Genomic DNA, 21,934 nt, shown 5'->3' on the forward strand with positions numbered 1-21,934 from the left:
TATGGGATTAGTGGATTTTTTCAGGAGCCAGCTCTCACAGGTTATTGAGTGGAAAGACCAGCAGCCGGATGTATTGGTCTACAAATTCCCGTCTCAAAGTGACGAGCTTAAAAATGCATCAAAACTTATTATAGCTCCAGGACAGGGCGCTATTTTGGTATACGAAGGTAAAATGACCGACCATTTGAGCGAAGAAGGAATATTCGACCTCGAGACCGATAATCATCCGTTTGTAACCACATTGCTTAAGCTGCGAACCAATTTTGAAAGCGAGCATAAATTAAAGGTCTATTTTTATCGTACTACCGAAGTTCTTAACCAGGGATGGGGAACCTCGCAGCCCGTAAAATATGTGGATCCGTTTTATAAGATCCCGATAGAACTTGGTGTCAACGGAAGTTTTTCTTTTAAGATAGCCGACCCGTTATACCTTTTCTCAAACGTCATCGGCTCGCAGGATGTGTATTACATTTCCGAGGCGCGACAGTTGTTGCAGAGCAGGTTTCCCCAAAGCTTTTCTTCGGTACTGGCACAAAGTGGCCTCTCCTACCACCATATCGACGCGCAGCTGCCCAGCCTTTCTGAAAAGATAAGTGAACAGCTCCATCCTGAAGTTGCGAAGCTTGGGTTTGCCCTTACCGACTTTAAAATAAACGGGACGCTGTTTGACAAGTCTACCAGTGAACGTATTGGTAAAATAGCAGACGTTACCTCAGACACGATGGCGGCGGGCGAAGGTGGGCTTACCTATGTAGAAATGGAAAAGCTGAAAGCCCTTCGAGATGCGGCTCGCAACGAGGGCGGCCTTGCAGGTGCGGGGTTACAATTGGGCGTAGGAATGGACTTGGGTAAAACATTTAATGTTGCCAAGGAAGCACAATTAAACGCCAATTCACCGGACATCGTTTCCAAATTGCAACAATTAAAACTATTGCTTAACGAGGGCATTATAACCCAGCAGGAGTTTGAAGATAAGAAAAAAAAATGGTTGGATAAATTTTAAAATAATTCATCATGAAACGTATCGTTGGCATTATACTATTGCTGCTCAGCATTGCGCTGACAGGGATTCTTGTACTCCGCATTTGGGATATTGAAATTGTCAATCTCAATACTGTAATAAAAAGTACCGCAACCCTGGTATTACTGGGCATTGCAATTATTTTCCTTATAATCATCTACGGTGCTTTATTACGTAATGACCGTCGCAGCTTTGACCGCAAAAGCGGCAGCAGGGCGCATCCAAAACTCTGACTGAAAAAATGTAGCGATATAGGTATGCAAAATAAACTGAATTAGTTTTTCTTATGTTAATAACAACTATGTATGCTAAAATATATTAGTATCAATTCCACTTAAATAGGATTACCTTTATTAGATTCCATCCTGTTGATTAGAGGTTGAACTGCAATTTAATAAAGATCATTTTTTCCATTTGGACGATTCAAAGCGAAAGGTTTAGAAAGGAATAAGCATATCTGTATGCTCTTTAAATTTGACGTAATCGAGGACTTCCATTGATATAAATTTTCACGTGTTGACAAAACTTTGGTCCTATGACAGGGAATGAATAAATCCTATCTTTGAAGTAAAACTAGCACCGTTGAACTTAATCTTTCAATGTCGAGTTTTCATGAAAAGTTTTTTAACACCTCATCTTTACTGTGATAGGAATTAGAAGTCAGGTTGTAAATTTAGCGTCCAATTAAATATTTTACTTTTTACAACATCCATCAAGGCTTGCGTAGGCGGCAGTATCAGCTTTCACCTCATCAGCATCATAACCAAGTTTGCTAATAGCCATCTTTATTTTCTCTAGATCCGTCTTTTTTGAGTTATAAGTAACTTTAATTGTCATCGCTTTCTCGTCAAGAACAACCATCTGCACTCCCTTCTCTTTTAGTATGGTTTGGTTAAATTTTGGCCCACAAGTTTCGCAAGCTTTACAGTGATCGCAGTATATAGCCGTTTTAATGATTGCTGTTCGGATTGTTTTCTTTTCCTGAGCGAACGTTCCATTAGAGAATAAAAGCACGGTAAAGGCTACTAAAATAGTTTTTAAAAATGTTTTCATTTTGTTAATTGTTAGGGTTTGTCGCAAATATAATAATTGATTTATAATTTCATCTTCTGTATCCTAACAGCATTGAGGATAGCCAAAAAAGCTACACCGACATCTGCAATAACAGCTTCCCATAAAGTGGCAATGCCCCCAGCTCCCAAACCGAGGACAATTAGTTTTACTACCATAGCCAAGACAATATTTTGCCAGACAACCTTTTTTGTTAGCTTCCCAATTTTTATTGAAGTGGCTATTTTAGAGGGCTGGTCGTTTTGGATGACAATATCAGCGGTTTCTATAGTAGCATCGCTGCCTAACCCTCCCATAGCAATACCGGCATCTGCGAGGGCAACTACAGGAGCATCGTTAACTCCATCGCCTACAAAAGCAATGCGCAAACGTTGGTCTTTCAGCGCCTGAACCTTTTCAACTTTTCCTTCCGGTAGCAAGTCACCATACGATTTTTCAACTCCAAGCTTTGCAGCTACCTCGTCTACAACGGCCTGCTTATCACCCGAGAGCATGATAGTTTTTATCTTTAGGGCATGTAGCTCTTTTATAGCAACTTCAGCATCATCTTTAATCCTGTCTGCAATAGTGATATACCCACTATACTTTTTATCGACAGCAAGCACTACGATAGTAGATCCAATGCTGTCAATTTCCGAAGGATAAGTAATATTGAACTTTTTCATCAATTTTGTATTACCTGCAAGCACTTCTTTACTATCAATAATCCCTTTTAGGCCATGGCCTGAAATCTCTTCAACCTCACTTATTGCTACTCCTTTTATAGCATCCTGGCTAACATGCTCTAGTACAGCCAATCCGATTGGATGGGTTGACTGGCTTTCCAACGCCGCAGCCAATTTTAGCAATTCTTGTTCTGCAATATCTCTTGTCCTGACTTCCTTAACTTTGAAAACACCTTCTGTTAATGTCCCAGTCTTATCCATTACAACAATATTTATATCTGTCATAACATCAAGAAAATTTGAGCCTTTGAATAAAATGCCATTGCGTGAGGCAAGGCCTATACCTCCAAAATAACCTAAAGGGATAGATACGACAAGTGCGCAGGGACAACTGATCACAAGGAATACCAAGGCTCTGTAAAACCACACTGTAAACACATAAGGATCAACAAAGAAATAAGGTATAAAGCACACAGCTAATGCCAACACGAAGACTATAGGTGTATATATTTTAGCAAAACGGCTAATAAAGAGTTGTGTCTGCGATTTCCTGGCAGTAGCATCCTGCACCATTTCCAAGATACGACTAAGCTTACTGTTTTGAAAAAGCGCAGTAACCTTTAGTTCTGATACAGTATTCAGGTTTATCATTCCAGCGTAAATTTTTTCACCTTTCCTCTTATTATCCGGCTTGCTTTCTCCAGTCAGGGCCGCAGTATTAAAGGTTGCTTTTTCAGAAAGCAATTCTCCGTCAAGTGCCACTTTCTCCCCCGGTTTTATTTGTATGATTTCACTAATAGCTACCTCTTTAGGATTAAGCTCGATTACGCTACCATTCCTAATGACCGTTACCTTTTCGGGTCTGATATCAAGCAATGCTTTAATGCTCCTTTTGGTACGGTTAACCGCCGCATCCTGAAACCACTCTCCTACTGAATAAAAAGCCATTACCGCTACCCCTTCGCTATAAGAGCCTAAGGCAAAAGCGCCAATTGTAGCAACGCTCATAAGGAAAAACTCATTGAAAAAATCAAGCCTTATCGCTTTTCGCCATGCCAGATATAAAACATTATAACCCGATAATAAATAAGCGATTCCGAAGATAATGAAGCTAAAAATAAATTTAGGTACATAGCCGAACCCAAATTCCAATGTGAGCATTATAACTAATATAACGACCGCCAAAAGTAACTTCCAATGGCTTTCCCATCCGTCTGCTTCCGCTTTGTTGTGGTTATACTTATCTGTAGTTTCTAGTGTTTTTAAATCATCCATACTTTCATAGTATTAGTTAGTATTAATGCTGATGACCGCCACCACCTTCACTTTTAAGTAAATGGCTTTGAATATAATAAGCTCCTTTCAATACAATTTTCGCATCCTTATCCAATTCCTGTAACAAAGTAACCTGGACATATCCCAACTGCGCCGTTCCAGTTTTAACTTCGATACGTTGAAAGTGAAATGTTTTACCCTCTTTGCGTTCCGCTTCTTCATGATCATGACCGTCATCATGAGAATGTCCTTTAACTTCATCGTGTGATTCTTTTGCATGGTCATGTTCCTCATTATGCCTTTCCACCAGAACAAAAACGAATTCCCTCCCATCTGCCTTAACAATCGCATCAACTGGTAAAGCAGGCACTTGCTTAGTTCCAACATCAATAAGGGCATTGACATACATACCGGGTATGAGAGAGTGATTGTTACTGGTGATATCAGCATGGACAGCTACCGATTTTGTATCATTCTCGAATGACTGACTTACATTAAACACTTTCCCTTTTATTTCGGTGTTATCCTGATTGGTAAGTGTGAAACGTATATTCTGACCAGCCTTTACCTTTTGAAGGTCTTTTTCATAAACCAGAAGGTCTATGTGAAGTTTTGAATTATCGACAATATTGAACAAAGGCTTACCCACTTCGGCATTACTGCCAATCTTTACATTTACCTCCGTTATAGAACCTGATATTGAAGCTATAACCGGCATAGTGGGTGTAGACCCCTTGCTACTACCTATATTTAGGATATTCAGCTGTTTTTGAAGTGAATTAAAACGTGCCTTTTCAATCTGAAAGTCAGATTTAGTTCTCTGGAATACCTTCTTAGAGTTTACATTCTCATCACTTAAGGTCTTTTGCCTATCATATTCTAATGTTAGAAATTCAAGATTGCTTTTTGAAGTAAGGTATGCTTCCTGAAGTTTAGCAAATTCTGGGCTTTCAATCGTCGCCAATAGTTGTCCCTTCTTTACATATTGTCCTTCAATAACTTTAATAGACTTTACAACACCAGATAGATGAACTGATATATCAGCCTGATTCTGGGGAGGCGATTTAGTATACCCATTCGCGTTAACCACCTCGCTCAGGTTTTTCATGGTAAATATACCAAGGCTAATTTCTGAAGCATTGTACTGCGCCTCATTAAGCTCTACTTCCCTAATTGCTGATTGAGCTTTTGGTTCTTCGCTATGAGCTTCTTCTTCTTCGTTATGGTTATGGGGGTCATCCGCCTTGGTGTTTCTCAGCAGGTAATAATCAAATGCTACAACAGCAGCAAGACCAAGGATGATATACAGGACGGTCGAAAGTTTTATCTTTTTCATCTTAAATATTATTGATTTACAAGAAACTGAAGGTTAATTACAGTCACATTGAATTTGTTTACAGCATTAATATGGTTCAGTCTAATGGTCAATGCCGTTTCAAGACCCTGTACATATTCTACATAAGCAATGTCACCGTTCAGGTAAGCTTTTGTAGAATTGTTGGTAATAATGTCCGCATTGGGTAAGGCTGTGTTTTTGTAATAGTCTAATAATGACTGATAGGTATTCAGCTGCTCGATTTCTTGTTGATACTGACTTTTTAATTGCTGTTGCAAGTAATCGGCATTTTTCTGCTGCATTTCAATATTAGTTTTAGAGGCCTTTATTCGTGATGATGTGCCTCCTGCAAAAATGGGAAGTGATAGACCTACCGAAAACCCCTGAAAACGTAATGAATTGTCGTAGTACTGTGTTTGTCCATCAACATCCTGATTACCTGTAAGAGACTGGATAAAATAACCTGCTGATACATCAGGCCACAGAGTAGATTTTTCAACACTATTGTTTGCCTCAGCAACTTTAACCTCCTGTAGAGCGAGTTGGACATTCGCATTTTGTTTTATACGGGTCGTATCTAAAACAGTTAGCGAAGAAAGAGCGACATAGGAAGTATCTGCAATTATAAAATCACTGGTACTATTAAGATAAACACTCATTCTTGATTTTTCAACCTTAATAATGGCCTCGTTTTGTTTTATTTGCTGCTGCAGTTCCTGTTGCCTTGCAGTAGCTGTTACTTTTTCGAGAGAACCCGTTTCACCTGTTTCAAATTTTAGGGTCGCTGCGCGCACAAAACGGTCCATAACGGTGTTTTGCCTCTGAAGGATAGCATTCAATTTTGAGTAATAAAGTATGGTATTCCACGACTGTCTTATACTGAATAGTACCTCCTGCTTAGTCACGCCCAACCTCAACTGACTTGCATTCCAATTTGCCGTTAAAAGTTTTTTCTTAGCACCGAATTGGAATGGACTGAATGTCTGTGATACGCTAAGGTTCTTATCCTGAGCCTTGCTGTTTATCTGTCCAAACATCCCATTAACCTCTGTTTTTGGAAGTGCATAGGCAGTACCACGCAATTGCTCTTGCATCTTAGTATCTAATTCTGAGACCTGCACCGACTGGTTGTTTTTTACCCCTTTCTCTATAGCTTGTTCAAGAGTAAGCTTTTCCTGTGCATTTCCATTGAAAGAAATAAACAACAATAATAGAACTGGCAACACTGAATTTCGTTTATGGTTCGGTTTGAATCCTTTTTCAAAATAATAATACAGTATTGGCAATACAATGAGCGTAAGCAATGTTGCTGTTATCAATCCACCAATAACCACTGTGGCTAAAGGCTTCTGGACTTCGGCCCCTGCACTGCTACTTATGGCCATTGGCAGGAAGCCTAACGAAGCTACCGAAGCCGTTAATATTACAGGCCTCAATCTTACCTTGGTGCCTTCTTTTATACGTTCATAAACACTATCCATGCCCTCTTTTTTTAACTGGTTAAAATATGCTATCAATACAATTCCGTTTAATACCGATACTCCAAACAAGGCGATAAAGCCCACACCTGCTGAAATACTGAATGGCATATCCCTAATCCATAGAGCAAATATACCCCCTATGGCAGATAATGGGATTGCTGTGAAAATCAGTATTGATTGTTTGATGGAGTTAAATGTGAAATATAACAGCACGAATATTAAACCCAATGCAATCGGTACAGCTATCATTAATCGTTTGTTTGCATCAATTAGGTTTTCAAATTGCCCTCCATAGGTTACATAATATCCATCAGGTAACTTAAGACGGTTCTCAAGCTTATCCTGTATGTGTTCTACCACCCCCTGAATATCTTTACCTCTGACATTAAACCCAACAACAATCCTGCGTTTACCGTCTTCACGGCTAATTTGCATTGGCCCGTTTTCATATTGGATATCAGCCACCTGTTCTAATGGAATTTGGCTACCTGATGGGAGTGTTACAAATAATGATTTAAGGCTTGATATGTCCTGACGGCTGTCTTCAGCGAGACGGACCACCAAATCAAAACGCTTTTCACCTTCGTACACCAGACCTGCTGATTCGCCAGCAAATCCCATTCTTATAACCCTGTTTAAATCACCTATATTAAGGCCATATAATGCTAATCTATCTTTGTTGTATCTTACGGTTATCTGGGGTAATCCCGATACTCTTTCAGCTTTAGCATCCGATACACCATCAATCCCTTTAATCAGTTCCAGAACCTCATCACCTTTGCTTACAAGCATATCTATATCCTCACCAAATATCTTAACGGCTACGTCACTACGGACTCCCGTCATAAGCTCATTAAATCGCATCTGGATGGGTTGTGAAAATTCGGTGGTCGCTCCTGGTATTTCATTAAGGGCTTCTTCCATTTTTTCCATCAATTCTTCTTTGTTTTCAGCTGATGTCCACTCACTTTTATCTTTAAGGAGAATAATCATATCACCCGCTTCAATAGGCATTGGGTCGGTTGGTATTTCCGCACTACCGATTTTAGTCACCACCATTTTTACCTCTGGGAATTTAGATTTTAGGATTTTCTCAGCTTTAGTAGTGGCTTCAATTTCCTGCGATAATGAACTACCTGATGCTATGATAAGGTGGGTAGCGATATCGCCCTCGTCTAAGGTTGGGATAAACTCACCACCAAGGGAATTAAAAATTAATAATGAAACAACAAATAATGCTATAGATGCACCAACTATAATACCCTTTATCTCTAATGCTTTGTTTAGTAATGGACGGTAAAAATTATAAATACTATCAATGATTCGGTCGCTGATATTCGGCTTGTGACCCGTTTCTTTCTTTAACACCAAAGAACTCATCATTGGCACATAAGTAAGAGACAAAATAAACGCTCCTAAGATGGCAAAAGATACCGTCTGAGCCAGTGGACCAAACATCTTACCTTCTATGCCTACGAGGGCTAAAATTGGTAGATATACAATAAGGATTATGATTTCCCCAAAGGCAGCACTGCTTCTAATTTTAGATGACGCCTCATACACTTCATCATTCATCTCCTGTGTGGTTAACTGACCCGTTTTTTTGACCTGAAGCCTGTGTATAATTGCCTCTACAATGATAACCGCACCGTCTACTATGATACCAAAATCAATAGCTCCCAAACTCATCAGGTTACCGCTAACTCCGAAGAGTTTCATCATGGTAATAGCAAACAATAAAGCCAACGGTATAACTGAAGCGACCACAAGACCTGCACGCCAATTGCCCAGTAACAGCACCAATATAAAGATTACGATTAGAGCTCCTTCAATCAAGTTTTTCTGTACGGTACTAATAGCATTATCAACCAGTGTTGTCCTGTCCATGAATGGTTCTATGGTAACGCCTTTAGGTAAAGTTTTTTTTATCTGTTCCATCTTTTCCTTTACACGCTCAACAACCTGACCACTATTCTCTCCTTTAAGCATCATAACCATGCCGCTCACCTCTTCGCCTTTACCATCTTTAGTAACGGCTCCGTAACGGATGCTACTCCCTATTTGGACCTTTGCTACATCACGAACAAGAATCGGGATTCCGTTCTGGTTCTTAATGACAATCTTATTGATGTCTTCAATTCCGCTAACTATACCTATACCCCTTATGAAATAAGCATATGGCTTCTTATCAATATATGCACCACCAGTATTTTCGTTGTTGGATTCCAATGCCTGAAATATTTCGGCAATAGTGGTGTTCATACTCTTTAGACGGTCAGGCTGAACGGCAATTTCATATTGCTTCAGGTTACCACCAAGAGTATTTACTTCAGCAACCCCTTTAGTACCTATCAACTGGGGTTTTATTATCCAGTCCTGAATAGTTCTCAGGTCGGTTGCATTAAACTTGTCTTCGAAGCCTTTCTCAGGAAAAACTACATACTGGTATATCTCACCGAGTCCTGTGCTTATAGGGGCCATTTCAGGTATACCCAAATCTTTAGAGATAACATCCTCGGCCTCTTTAATACGTTCTGATATCTGAGCCCTTGCCCAATAGATATCTACATCCTCTTCAAAGACAACTGTGACAACGCTCAAACCAAATCGGCTGATAGAACGGAGTTCAACAACTTTAGGAATAGGCTTTACCGACTGTTCAATAGGATATGTTATAAATTGCTCCACTTCCTGAGTGGCAAGTGTGGGCGAACTTGTAATAATTTGCACCTGATTATTGGTAATATCAGGGAGGGCATCAATCGGCAGGTTGTATAGTGAATACGTCCCTGTGATGATTAATGCTAAGGTAAACAACCCAATAATAAACTTATTATTGATGCTGAAATGAATAATCTTATCTAACATAGATTATGAATTAATATAATGACTGAAAATTTCAGGGCATTCCTGAATGTAATAGCATGTTTAAGAACACGCTTAATCAGCCGACTTTCATCGGCACATCATTATACTAATTGGGGCGGTTGCCAGATGGAACCGTAAAAGGAAGAAACTACAGATTCGTATAAACTTGATACATTTCTATAGTGTGGTTGAAAGTGCAATACTTCAAATGTAATTACTGGTTGTAATATTACTGCTGCAGTACAACTGGAGCAAACACAGAAAGGAGAACATATCTCAAAATCGTGGTGGTCTTGACCAGATTGTGAAACCTCTGTCTGGTTAATCGCTCCCATTTTTGAATGGGCATCAGTACAAGGCATAACCATAAGCACCAGTAAATATACTGATAAGATGGTGGTTATTAGCTGCCTTGTGTATTTCATTGGTGTAAATGTAGAAAAAATATTTATTCAGCATTTACTTTTAACCGATTATATTGAGTATTCGGAGTCAATGCCACTGGCTGTCCTATAAGTCCGAGCTCCTCAAGCCTGCAACAGGCTATGTAGAAGTTATCTATCGATGTTTAACCACTTCTATTTAGAAACCATAATTATTTCGTCATAGATTGCAAAGCAGCATGACTGTCTTCCAACAGTCTATATATCTTGATTCATCTTCATAAATCTAAATAGAAAATAATGAATCGAATGACCTCCGTGTAGAGAGTATTTTCACGGATAACTCCCCTGTAATTACTGCATATCCCTTATCGATGAAGACGTTATCAATTTGCGTGGAAATTGGCTCTACGTTTTTCCACAATAACTCAAAATAGTCAGGCACTCGCTGTGGCTTTGTTCTCTCCCCCAGCCATGCCAATTTACATTTTCCGTAAACAAGCTTACCAGATCTGCTAAATTTCTCTTTATTATCAATGTTTGAACAAGTTCTCCTGTTGAATCTTCAAGGGTTACTTCCTTTTCATTTATATATTTAGTTTTACAGTGATTGCTAACCACCAGCTATGACCAGACACGTTATACTTATAAATTTTGAAATCAGTTTTTCTTTATTAGCTACCAGTTTAATCATGCATCGGGCAGTTATTAATTTTAAAAGCCTAATCCATAATGGTCTTTGTATAGACAAAATTACCTATTTTAGCTAACAAAAAAGCAGTAGTGTTTACGTGGTTCTGTCGCATCTGTTTATTAAAGTCCAAGAAATTCAAGCACTTTAAAATTATGCGGCCAGTTTACAAAATGATTTGAACATAGTTATCCCAGGATTAATCATCTGATTCTTCCTCAACATATGCAAAACTTCTATTCCGCTCAATGTTCTCTTAGCCGATTCAAAACTTTTAAAGAATAAACTGTTTTGTACTCGACATTTAATGAACGATCTAATTTAGATATAATAAAACTGTTTAAGGATTAACAAGTAAAAACATATTTACTATTATATTTTCTGACAAAAGAAAAATACAAATCCCTCATACCGGTTGTATTTCCTGACTAGTATCACCAGTAAAACTTAACATTGGGCAATGGTAAAATAGATTAAATTTACTAACCTTAAACTTACAATTAAGAAACGCTAAAGTAAAAGAGTCAAGATATTCCAATTTAAACAATTTTAAATGATACAACCTAATAAAGAAGAGCCACAAGCCGCTGATCCCGGTCTTAACGATGCAGATACTAATACGCCTCATGAAACTAAGGTTAATTCCGAGGGGAATAATGATGTAGAACCTAAGCAGGTTAAAGGACAGAGAAAAAATTCCAACGCTGTTACCAACGCTGTAGTGCAATCGGTGGTAGAAGTGGTAAACGATAAGACTGAAACAGCCGTAGCTGCAGCAGAAACAGAAAATAATGATTTACATACTGAGGCTGCGACCAGCATTACGAAATTAAAAACTAAAAAAAAGAAAAGCAAAAAAATGAGCGATAAAGAAAAAGCCAAAAAGAAAGATAAAGTGAAAGCACTGAAAGAAAAGGAAAAAGCCAAAAAAGCTAAAGCTAAAAAGAAAGAAAAAGCTAAAAAACAAAAGGCTAAAGATAAAGCTAAGGCTAAAAAGAAAGAAAAGGCAAAGAAAAAAGCTAAAGCTAAGAAGAAAGCTAAAGCTAAAGGAAAGAAAAAATAATCCTTAAAGTAAATAAAATGCGGGCCATATGGTTCGCATTTTATCTAATATATGCCTTATAAACAACATCATATTCTACTTCCGGCTTCCCTTATTAACTTCCGAGTTCATCTTACGAATTCTTTTATACATTACACTTTGTATAAATTTTCTTTGCTTAGAATATTCCTTAGTGCATTTTTCGAGTTCAGATAAGAGTACCTTGAAACGATTATAGGTTTCAGTTAGTTCAGACATACCATCGCGTGTTAATATATCTTCCTTAGTAACATCTTTATTTTTGATCTTCAAAGAGATATCTTCAAATTTTCGAAACCCCTCTAACATGCCTTCATGTTCTTTTGCACTAATTCCCTGCATTGGCGTATTACGTTATAAATTTTAAACGGATTTAGTTATAAACGGATTGACTTCGCTTTATTACTACAGATTCAGACTCTAAATAAGCATTTTTTATTGGTAAAGACAATATAGCATTACTCGCATTATTTTCAGTATTCAACTTACCTCCCAAAATAGAGTTTAATGCCTGCTTAAGCAATACTTCACGCGTGTCTCCTAATGGATAAACCTCTAGTTTTTTAAGCTCATCAGACTGGATAACCGGGGTAAGGCCATCGGAATAATCACCTTCCTTGTTGGAATTGTAAATTTTATATATTGCAGGATGTAATACCCACCCTGACGGTCCGGCTTCCCTTTCATCTTCAATGGCAAAACCTGCAACATCTTTGCCTAATGTCTGATCTCCAATTGTAACAACTTGCATAAACGGATTTAGGTTATTAATCATAATTTCCGATGCTGAAGCTGTACGGTTCCCGCAAAGGATATAAACTCTCTGAATTAAAGGATGAGCAGCCCTCAACGCGTCGTAACTTACCTGAGCCTCATTCATTTCAAGTGCTTCTTTAAAAGTCTGTTTTATCTCCCCTCCATTTTTATTTCCTTTAAACAGAAGAAACTGATCGGTAGCCTGAATATTAGGGGCTAAGAGAATACCTAATGCTGTGGCAGACGAAACGTCCCCGCCGCCATTATATCTCAAATCAACTATCACATCGGTAACCGATTTATTTTTAAAATCATGAAAAATATCTAAAAGTGACTGTGTCAGTCCTACATCAAAATGAGGTATCTCGACATACCCTACCATATGATTTTGCTGTGTAATAATTTTATGATTAACTGGCTGTAAAAAAGTAAACCCGTCGGATAGTGTGACCGCTAGCGAATTAAAAAAACCAATATTTTCTGAATATTCAGTTAGTTGTAAACGCACATTATCTGCAATTGCAAAGCTCTTATAAAGATTTTCGTAATTGTTTTGATCGATAGCTACACCTCCTATAGCTGTTATCAACTGCCCCCGGTGCAGTTTCGACCGCTGCGCGGGAGAATCTTTTAATACATATAAAATTACCCCATACACCTTTTCCTCATGATTCACAAAAGATATATCAAATCCAAATTTGCTTCGTATGCTTTTAGAAAGTGTTTCCGCCATAGTAGAATTGTATGCATAGGAAAAACGGTCAGATGGATTCATAAGGCTTTTAAAATAATCCTTTGGCATAAGTGCTAAATCACCCTGTTCTCCAATTCCCTCATTCCAATAGTAATATTTTTTCATCTGTTCGTACATCCACTGATTAGTATATTCATTACTACCTGGCACATATACCTTTGGTGCATCGTCAGTCTGACATGAAAAGGCAGATAATAGTAAAAAAAACGGTGCTATTTTTATATAATATTTCATTTTATTATATAGTATAAATATTGAAATTTTTAATGTTGGTACAATAACAAACTTTTACCACAAGTATCTGCTTGGTTCTTTCTATTGCTTCCATAAATTTCAGAAAATTATTTAAGGCTAAAAATCAAAGAAGTCAACAAGGTTAAGAGTGCCGTCAACGCCTGTAAAAATTCCGTTTTCATTAGCTTTTTCATCCAATACAATTAGCCTTGACTTATTATTTTGCATTACTATCTGGACCAGAACTTTTTGTCCGCTTACATATGATTCTGTAGTGCCATGCTTTACCAGTTCTATATTTAATATAGGTGGAGATCCATAAGGGAATTCTAAAAAAGTACTGAAGGAGTCTTTAGTAATATTTTCGGCTATACCTAGTACCTGCCCGTTTACTTTTTTAATAATAGCATCCAATGGCCCATCATAGCCACTATTAGAAAAGCGATTAAGCGTTGGAAAAGTAAAACGATAACCTGTCTGACCTGTTGAACTAAGCGCTCCGGGTGGATTAGACATAACATTTTCTACCCAAATATTTTCCTTACCGTAGAAGGATAATGTATCAATAGGCTTTTTGGTAGTAAACGTATACGATTGTAAAATATCACCGGTAGCTTTGTTTATGATATTTATATGCCTTTCTGCGTTATTGTAAAAAACGAATTGATAATCTGTTACTATTTTACCTTTAAAAGCGTCTTTTTTATTGATCTGAAGAAATTTTCCTCCTGCATTGATCTGAAGGGAATCCTGCATAGCATTATAACTTCTTATTACTACCTTACCCTCTATGCCTTCAGGGTATTGCAATGCCATATTTTCATTGGTACAGGCTGTAACAAATACTGCAAATAATAAACAAGGAATTAGTTTTTTTAGTATGTTTTTCATGTAGATTATAACTTATCATATAAATATTGATCACCGCGTTCGCACTTTAAACACATCTGCAGTATTCTTGGGGCTCTTTCGAACAAAAAAAGGATAAAAACACTGTTCATACACAAGTATAAACAGTGGTTTTTATGGAGTGATTACCAGAAATGAATTATTTTTTAATGAACTTTAATTGGTCCTGAGCTTTACCATCATTCAGTAGTACAAAGTACATACCACCTGGTAGATCAATCACTGAAATACCATTTTCATTATATTTGGTATTTTTAACCAAAATACCATTTACATTATATATTTGTAACTGTAGTGTATCTGCAGTTACAGAATTTCCTAATTTAAATTGCAGCATTTCCGCTACAGGATTTTGCATTATTATGGTAGATGTGTGTCCTGCAAAATCATCCATACCAACGACTAGCTCATCTGCTGTAATAGCGACTTTTGTAAATTCGATTGCATTTCCCGGAGCCTCCTCGCCTACTGTTCTACGGTAAACAATTGCAAAATGTACATTTTCAACATTATATAATTCCGGGATATCTGTAACTACCGGTACTTCTTCCGATGGGTCGTTATCCATCCCTGTCAGCACTATAGTTGCTACAGGCTCAGTAGTCAGAAAATTTTCTATAGTTGGTACCTCTTCAGATACATGGGCATACAATAAAATTTTAGCATCTGTTTCAAGTTCAAACAAGCCTTTCAAATACGTAAGATCTAAATGAATTCCTTTATAAAATGATAGATCCTGCACAGGCAAAATTGCCCACTCATCACCGGACGAAGCCCCTCCTAAAGACTTAAGGCTTAAAACCTTAATAGGATCTGTTCCCATCAATTCAGAATATGCATCGTTTGTTATACTCCATGTTGACGCCGCTGAGGAATTATTGTCTATAATTGTCCATCCTTCAAGAGTATCTCCATTTTTAAAGTCGTAAGCAGCAACTTCCAATTGCGCCTGAGAATAGATAGAAAAAAGAATAAAAACAAAAATGATAATTTTTTTCATGTTTAAAATGTTTAAAAACTTAGGCAGGAAAAGCCTGCCTAAGTCAAATTAATTTTTTAGAAATTACTGAATTTAGTCCAGTTGTCAATCCATGTAGCACCGTCAACAAATGCACCGTTTGTAGCACCTGCAAAGTTGATTGTACCGTTGTTAAAGAATGGCTGTGTCATTCCGAAATTATTAGATGATACTTCTGTAACATTTGCAGAAATAGAACCCGGAGTAGTAAATGGAGATGTTCTGAAAGCATTTACCTGTACATTCGAGAATCCACTATCTGTATTTAAAGATGGCGATTCGAAACGAATAGCCCAAGAATCTGGAGTAGCAGGAGTAGTCGTTGTATTCGCATTAACACCGTAACCCGCAACAGTAGAGTTTTGTAATGTTATACGCCCATTTCTTCTAATATGTATACCATTTTCATATCTAGCAGCATCCGTCGAAGATGAAACTCCTATGATAGATAGGTGATTAACAATAGGTCTTGTAAATGGAGTATTAGTAGAACCTGTAGCATCGTTGTCTAATTCAATTCCATTAGAATCCGGATTAGTTCCACTTAAACTATGAGTAGAATTTTTGTCTGCTAAAGCAACTGCATAGTTAACTGTACCTGTATAACCAAGGTCAAAGTCAAAAGCATCGTCATCTTGTCCAAAAGCCACTAAATAACGGGCGTCAGCATTACCTCCGAAAAATTCGAAAGCGTCATCAAGTCCGTAAGTAACCTGTACGTGATGTATTTTTGTGCTAGCTGCGCTTAGACCAGCATCACCAACACCACCAAGTGTTAAACCGTTGATCTCAACGTTTTCAGTAAGTTTACGTCCCGCATATTCTATACGAACATATTGGAAGCTACCAACATCATGAGTTGAATTAGTACCACCATACTGAAAGTCAGCAGCTGGTGACTGGTCACCTAAACCTTCAATAACGTTAGTTACACTACCTGTGTTTACAGGTGCATCACCTAAAAATACCACTCCACCAAAATCACCAGGTTTAGGAGTAGTTGCAGCATCGCAATCTAATAATGCAGCACTTGTAAACACGATTGGGTTTGCAGCAGTACCAATAGCATTTATTTTTCCTGTTTTCGTAATTACCAATACTCCGGTTGGAGCAGCATGGCTAAGATCCGCTTTAATGTAAGTACCGGCTTCGATTGTAAGTGTTGCACCACTTTTTACACGAACTATTCCGCTTATTACCCATACATGGTCATTATCCCATGTTGTATTGGCAGTAATTTCTCCTGTTACAGTTGTTACAGGTAAAGTACAAGCTGATGAATAATCTGCAGCTGTAGCTTTCATCGCGAAAGAAGAATCTGCTGTAGCTTCCTCTTTATCGCAAGAAGTCAACACAAGGGCAGCCATTGCGAATGCAAAAAATTTTTTCATATTAGTTAAAATTTAATTACCTTTGCTACTATTATTTTATTGAGGCCTTAAGGGGAGAGCAGCAAATATCTTCCCTGAGGTCTTTTCGCTTTTTGGTAAATTTTTTTAATAAGCTACTCCATTTTACCACCAGAGGCCTATCCCTAACCTACTACTTTCACTTTTAGAGATTTTATGTGAAAGAGTTACCTTTTAATAACTGCAACAATAGGAAAGTCAATGTTTCAGGACGTGATGAATCCCGTTTTACCTTTTCGTTTTTTACGATGGTAGTTGGTTGGTGAGGATTCCGTACTCCGGTTACACTAATTTATTGCTGCAATTTCCAAAGAACCAAATCTGTCGTGATTTGCTTTTACTAAAGCGGTTCACAACGTTTACTATATGTATTAGATTTCTTTTGTTTAAAAAATCACGCTTTACGACAAGGCTTAACTGTTTCTTCATTTTAGTCCTGTTTTATGTAAATAAACTTTACATTTAACTTATTTTGAAGATGATTTGAGTTACCTCTTTAATGCTTTTAGGAGCTTTAAAAAGAGTAGTTGATTGAAAGCATCATTGTTCTTCCCACCCAAGATCTAAACATTACTCTGTCTATGCGCTCATCATATTTTTTGCCTGCACCCTGAGTAAGTGTATACCTGTCCCTCGGATTATCTCCATACTGGTAACCTTCTTTCAATTCACCACGATAGCTATTAGCATTATTATAGGTTTCATACACACTATCGAAAATATTTCTAACACTGAATTTAATATCAAGGTTTTTATCTTTAAAAAACTTCCAGTTTACCTGTGCATCAGTAGTAGAAAATGGCATACGGATCTCTTCTGCATCATAATCAAAACCTACAAGGAGATACTGGTCTCCCGAAGCATTGTGTCGTGCGCTAAAACCAAAACGATCACCTGTGTAGTCAATTCCTAAATTATATGCATAATTAGTTTGTCCATAAAGCGGTCTATCTGCTTTATATGTACCTCCGGTTCCATCAGCATTAACATATGATGTTACCTTAGTATCATTAAATGTTGCATTACCAGACAGGTATATATTTTCCAATGCTTTACCATCCCCTAAAAAAGTAAGATTCTTGCGAATCTCAAATTCCAGTCCGGACAAATTTGCATTGTGCGAATTCATATTGTATATAAACCTGGAACCACCATCACCCGATATTTGATTGATAGCTTCAATAGGTTTATCCATATCTTTATGATATACACCAACAGACAGTAATTCGCCCGCAGTAGGGAACCACTCTACTTTAAAATCGTAATTATTAGAAACAGATGAAACAACGCCTGACCAGTTGGCTAAGACAACTCCACTTCGTACCGGATCAAAATATGGGATATCAAGCCGCTCTGAAAATTGGGGACGCATGACTGACTTATTATATCCAAAACGAATGTTTAAGTCAGAGACAGGGCTTATGGTAAGACTTGCAGATGGCATATATTGCCATTTTTTATCATCCAACTCTTTAGTCTCAATGGCTCCTAAATCCTGCGCCTGAGATGACAATTGTTTATATACATAACTTTCTGCCCTTAATCCCCAAACAAAACGAACGACACTTCCGAATTTATGATCAAACATTAGAAAAGGAGCATGCATATCTACTTTTCCTTCATACTTATTACCATAAAATGCGAACTTCTCCCAACCAAATCCACCCCAACGATAATTAGAGCCATTTACTATTTCTGAAATTGGTGTGAAAACATTAGCGGTGCCACCACTACCGCCATTTTCACCTACAATTCTTAATGCCGCTCTTTCCTGCATGTTCTCAGCTTTCTTTATACTACCAAAATAGCCGGCTTTAATATCATTTTTTACTATCCCCACATTAAAATTCCAGTTGAAATTAGCACCCCAGTTTAAGTCATCTTCTTTATTCCAATAGTTTTCTCTTCGGATATCATTGGCACTATTAGAGATTGCATAATAAAGTAGTTCGTCTTCACCAAGCCTAGTTCTGGATGCATTCATGAACGTGGCATCCTTAGTATCTTTTGAAGTATGGGAATAGGCTCCAAACCAATTGATAGCAATAGTACCAAAACGATGGTTGCCTTCAATTTTGTTCTGGTTAAAATCCTGAAAAACAGGGTAATTGGTAGTTTGTGTTTGGGGAGGTACTTGCCCATTTAAAATTTCCGAGACTGAATTGTTGTAATAATTCCAGCCTGTAACCTGTGTAAGTTGATTTTCATAAATATGCAGATAGGTATTTCGAAGGCTTAACCTGTGATTACTTCCTAATTGTATACCGGCATTAAACATTCCTCCAAGAGTAGTATTGTAAGTATACTGAGCACCTGAATTTTTAAAACCATACTGCCTAAAATCGTTATACTGATAAGTTCCTCCTCCACCATCCTGATAATTGGTACCAGCAGGAAAAAATAACGTATTACGCATATTTGTACCTCTTTCTGTGTGATCTATTTCCTGGGTACTTTGAGTATTTCTCAGGTTGAGGGCAGCAACAAAACCCCAACGACTGTTGTCTTTTAAATCGAATGCACGACCCATCGCAAACTGATAAGCAGAATTCATAGGGGTATACGTGCGGTGGTTGGTAAAATTGTCCTCTGTAAAAGCTTTCGACTGTTCCAGAAAAGGCACGGACTCAGCTTCTGTATTCGGCACGTCCAAAGCCTTTAAACCTTTCGGAAAATCCCTTGTACCGTCATCAAAACCAAAATAATCATTTTTCCCCCTCTGTTTGGTAATCTGGTCTTTAAAGGTACTTCGGCTGTTATAAGACGTTGATATTGTGAAATTTGTAAAATCTTCACGGGGAATGTCTTTGGTTTTTACCTCGATATAGCCACCTGCAAAATTAGCGTTCATATCGGGAGTAGCTGTTTTACTTACCACAACACTTTCTACTAAAGCAGTTGGAATTATATCAAATGAAAAGTGCTGTTGGTATGCATCTGTACTCGGTAGATTAATACCATCCATTACTGCCTGGTTCCAACGCTCTCCCATAGAGCGAACCACGACATACTTATCATCAACCGTGGTTACACCCGTAATTCTTTTCAAAGTACTTCCAACTTCGTTATCCGGTGTCTTCGCAATCTGCTCGGCAGATATACCGTCAGAGAACTGAGCGGCTTTCCTTTGCTGTGATAGCATGCCTTCAACCGAAGCCGTTGCTTTTTGGAAAGTTTGAGTAATTACAACTTCATCAAGGGCCTGTGCATCTTCCTTAAGCGCAATATTTAATGTTGTAGGATCATTTCCCGATACCTTTACACCTGTAATCCGCTGTGTCTGAAACGACATGTAACTTGCCTCAACAGTGTAGGTACCTGATTCAACAGCAAACGAATAATTACCTTCGCTATCTGAAATGGTAGCCAGGCCGGTTTCAATAAGCCTAATAGTCGCTCCGGGTAAGGAAAGACCAGTATTATCAACCGCCTTTCCTATAATCTTTCCCATCTTTTTAGGAGCAGATTTTTTATTAACAGCAATATTATTCTCATTTCTTCTGAAATTAAAACTTGTTATTGCCTGTAATTCTTTTAAAACATCATCTATAGATACATTGTCTTTTTTCAGTGTAACACGTGGTGAATCAAGATCAGTATCATTCTGGTATACAAATTTATAAGGAGTCCTTGACTCCAGATTCTCAATAATTTCTTTTGGGGAAGCATTTTTAAAATCTACCGATACAGTACCAGATTGCGCACGCAGGAAATTTGAAGAGAGTAATAATCCGAAAAGCAAAATCCGGTAAGCTAAAGGAAATGGCTTTGAAAAAGCATTGTTCATAATTAGATAATTAGTAATTATTGTCTATAATAATTCGATTGTAATTGTAATTTTATAATATTGAGCATAGTAAAACATATAAAAAACTTATATTCAATAGTTTAGCCTTATTAAATTTGCTAATTCTAAGACATAGAAGTCCCTGTACGCTATAATTAGTTAAGCGTAGTTCCTTATTAAATATGTAAATAGGAATTATCTGCTTATAGCATAATTATTTCCACTTTTCGTGCTAATTGTAAGATTTAATGCAAATGCAATGGTTTCTAGCATATCACCAACTCCCTGCCTGGCATCTAGGGTACCTTTAATTTTTAAGCCTTTGAGGTCTTCACTATTATATTCCACAGATAAAGTGTGGTCCAAACTAAGTCTATCTATTACTTGCTCTAAGGTGAGGCCATCTATATCAAGTAATGATTTTTTCCATTCAGGTTCTAATACCAAAATTTTTTGTTTCTGCATTATTTTATTGTCAGCAAGTGCTATGGCGGCGTAACCTTTTTCTAAGAAAACAGTATTTTGGTTACCTTCTACTTTTACTTTACCTGTTCTTACCCTAATCTCTGCCGGCTTACCTAAATAAGCTTTTACATTAAAAGATGTACCTAGAACGGTTGTGGTAACATCTCCTGAAGTGATTACAAAAGGCTTTGAAGGATCTTTAGCTACTTCAAAAAATGCTTCACCGTTTAGTGTAACTTTTCTTTCATTACCTATAAATTCCTTTGCATATTCAATGTGCGTATTTTGATTAACCCAAACTCTGGTTCCATCTGGAAGACGCAATAACCTGACATCATCCGGATAGGTATTTGTTGCTATTACCTCTACCTTTTCAAAACGTGAATTTGTAAAAGACTGGTAACCCATAAGAGATATAAATAGTATGGCGCATGCTGCTGCGATCCACTTATAATTGCGTTTTCTCCTATCAAGAGTCTCGCTGCGAATGTTCATCCACATACGTGACTTAACTTCATTAGGAAGTATTCCATTATATGGAATTTCATTCCATTCTTCCTCAATTTCTTTGTTCCCCATAAAACAATAATTAATTTTACGAGTGCATCCAAAACAATAGAATATGCATCTCTAACTATAATAGACTTTCAGTAGGTTGAATGTCACGGGCAAGAATAAGTGTTAATAATTTCTTAACGGACAAAAAAGAAAACAAGACGTTACAAAATCA

The 21,934-nt window shown here is 37.5% G+C and carries 13 protein-coding genes and 1 pseudogene; 3 read left to right on the top strand and 11 right to left on the bottom strand.

What is annotated here, in order from left to right; genetic code table 11:
• The first annotated feature begins 1 nt into the window (after position 1).
• Both ALW18_02320 and ALW18_02325 read left to right on the top strand, forming a co-directional pair.
• Positions 2-1,003 (top strand): hypothetical protein, encoded by a 1,002-nt coding sequence (locus ALW18_02320; protein AOE51458.1) that lies wholly within the window; start codon positions 2-4, stop codon positions 1,001-1,003.
• An 11-nt stretch (positions 1,004-1,014) separates the two neighbouring features.
• Entirely contained in the window at positions 1,015-1,254 is a 240-nt protein-coding gene (locus ALW18_02325) for a hypothetical protein (protein ID AOE51459.1), read from the top strand.
• 460 nt (positions 1,255-1,714) lie between these two features.
• Here ALW18_02325 and ALW18_02330 read toward each other — a convergent pair whose 3' ends face one another.
• The 4 genes from ALW18_02330 to ALW18_02345 all read right to left on the bottom strand — a co-directional run bounded on the left by ALW18_02330 (position 1,715) and on the right by ALW18_02345 (position 9,717).
• A complete protein-coding gene (locus tag ALW18_02330; protein AOE54279.1) occupies positions 1,715-2,035 on the bottom strand; it encodes a hypothetical protein in 321 nt (106 codons plus the stop codon).
• 80 nt (positions 2,036-2,115) lie between these two features.
• Positions 2,116-4,032 carry a metal ABC transporter ATPase gene (locus ALW18_02335; GenBank protein AOE51460.1) on the bottom strand — a complete coding sequence of 639 codons (1,917 nt, stop codon included), beginning with the start codon at positions 4,030-4,032 and terminating at the stop codon, positions 2,116-2,118.
• Between the two features lie 22 nt (positions 4,033-4,054).
• The gene (locus tag ALW18_02340; protein ID AOE51461.1) at positions 4,055-5,368 is read right to left on the bottom strand and encodes an RND transporter; all 1,314 of its coding nucleotides are present in this window, start codon (positions 5,366-5,368) and stop codon (positions 4,055-4,057) included.
• Positions 5,369-5,376: 8 nt separating this feature from the next.
• Entirely contained in the window at positions 5,377-9,717 is a 4,341-nt protein-coding gene (locus ALW18_02345) for an acriflavine resistance protein B (GenBank protein AOE51462.1), read from the bottom strand.
• Positions 9,718-11,605: 1,888 nt separating this feature from the next.
• Between ALW18_02345 and ALW18_02350 the strand changes: the two are divergent.
• Positions 11,606-11,854 (top strand): annotated as a pseudogene (locus tag ALW18_02350) (hypothetical protein).
• 75 nt (positions 11,855-11,929) lie between these two features.
• On the opposite strand, the gene ALW18_02355 reads toward ALW18_02350, so the two are convergent.
• The 7 genes from ALW18_02355 to ALW18_02385 form a co-directional block, all read right to left on the bottom strand.
• Positions 11,930-12,214, bottom strand: coding sequence for a hypothetical protein (locus tag ALW18_02355; GenBank protein AOE51463.1), 285 nt, complete (start codon positions 12,212-12,214; stop codon positions 11,930-11,932).
• A gap of 31 nt (positions 12,215-12,245) precedes the next feature.
• A complete protein-coding gene (locus tag ALW18_02360; GenBank protein AOE51464.1) occupies positions 12,246-13,616 on the bottom strand; it encodes a peptidase S41 in 1,371 nt (456 codons plus the stop codon).
• Between the two features lie 117 nt (positions 13,617-13,733).
• Positions 13,734-14,507: a hypothetical protein gene (locus ALW18_02365; GenBank protein AOE51465.1), complete on the bottom strand. Its 774-nt coding sequence runs from the start codon at positions 14,505-14,507 to the stop codon at positions 13,734-13,736.
• A gap of 157 nt (positions 14,508-14,664) precedes the next feature.
• Complete coding sequence (locus ALW18_02370) at positions 14,665-15,525, bottom strand: hypothetical protein (GenBank protein ID AOE51466.1); 861 nt, start codon at positions 15,523-15,525, stop codon at positions 14,665-14,667.
• A gap of 56 nt (positions 15,526-15,581) precedes the next feature.
• Complete coding sequence (locus ALW18_02375) at positions 15,582-16,934, bottom strand: hypothetical protein (GenBank protein ID AOE51467.1); 1,353 nt, start codon at positions 16,932-16,934, stop codon at positions 15,582-15,584.
• Positions 16,935-17,466: 532 nt separating this feature from the next.
• A complete protein-coding gene (locus tag ALW18_02380) occupies positions 17,467-20,739 on the bottom strand; it encodes a TonB-dependent receptor (GenBank protein ID AOE51468.1) in 3,273 nt (1,090 codons plus the stop codon).
• A 195-nt stretch (positions 20,740-20,934) separates the two neighbouring features.
• The gene (locus tag ALW18_02385) at positions 20,935-21,783 is read right to left on the bottom strand and encodes an iron dicitrate transport regulator FecR (GenBank protein AOE51469.1); all 849 of its coding nucleotides are present in this window, start codon (positions 21,781-21,783) and stop codon (positions 20,935-20,937) included.
• Between the last annotated feature and the right edge of the window lie 151 nt (positions 21,784-21,934).

This window comes from Flavobacterium psychrophilum, from assembly GCA_001708385.1.
Lineage (GTDB): Bacteria > Bacteroidota > Bacteroidia > Flavobacteriales > Flavobacteriaceae > Flavobacterium > Flavobacterium psychrophilum_A.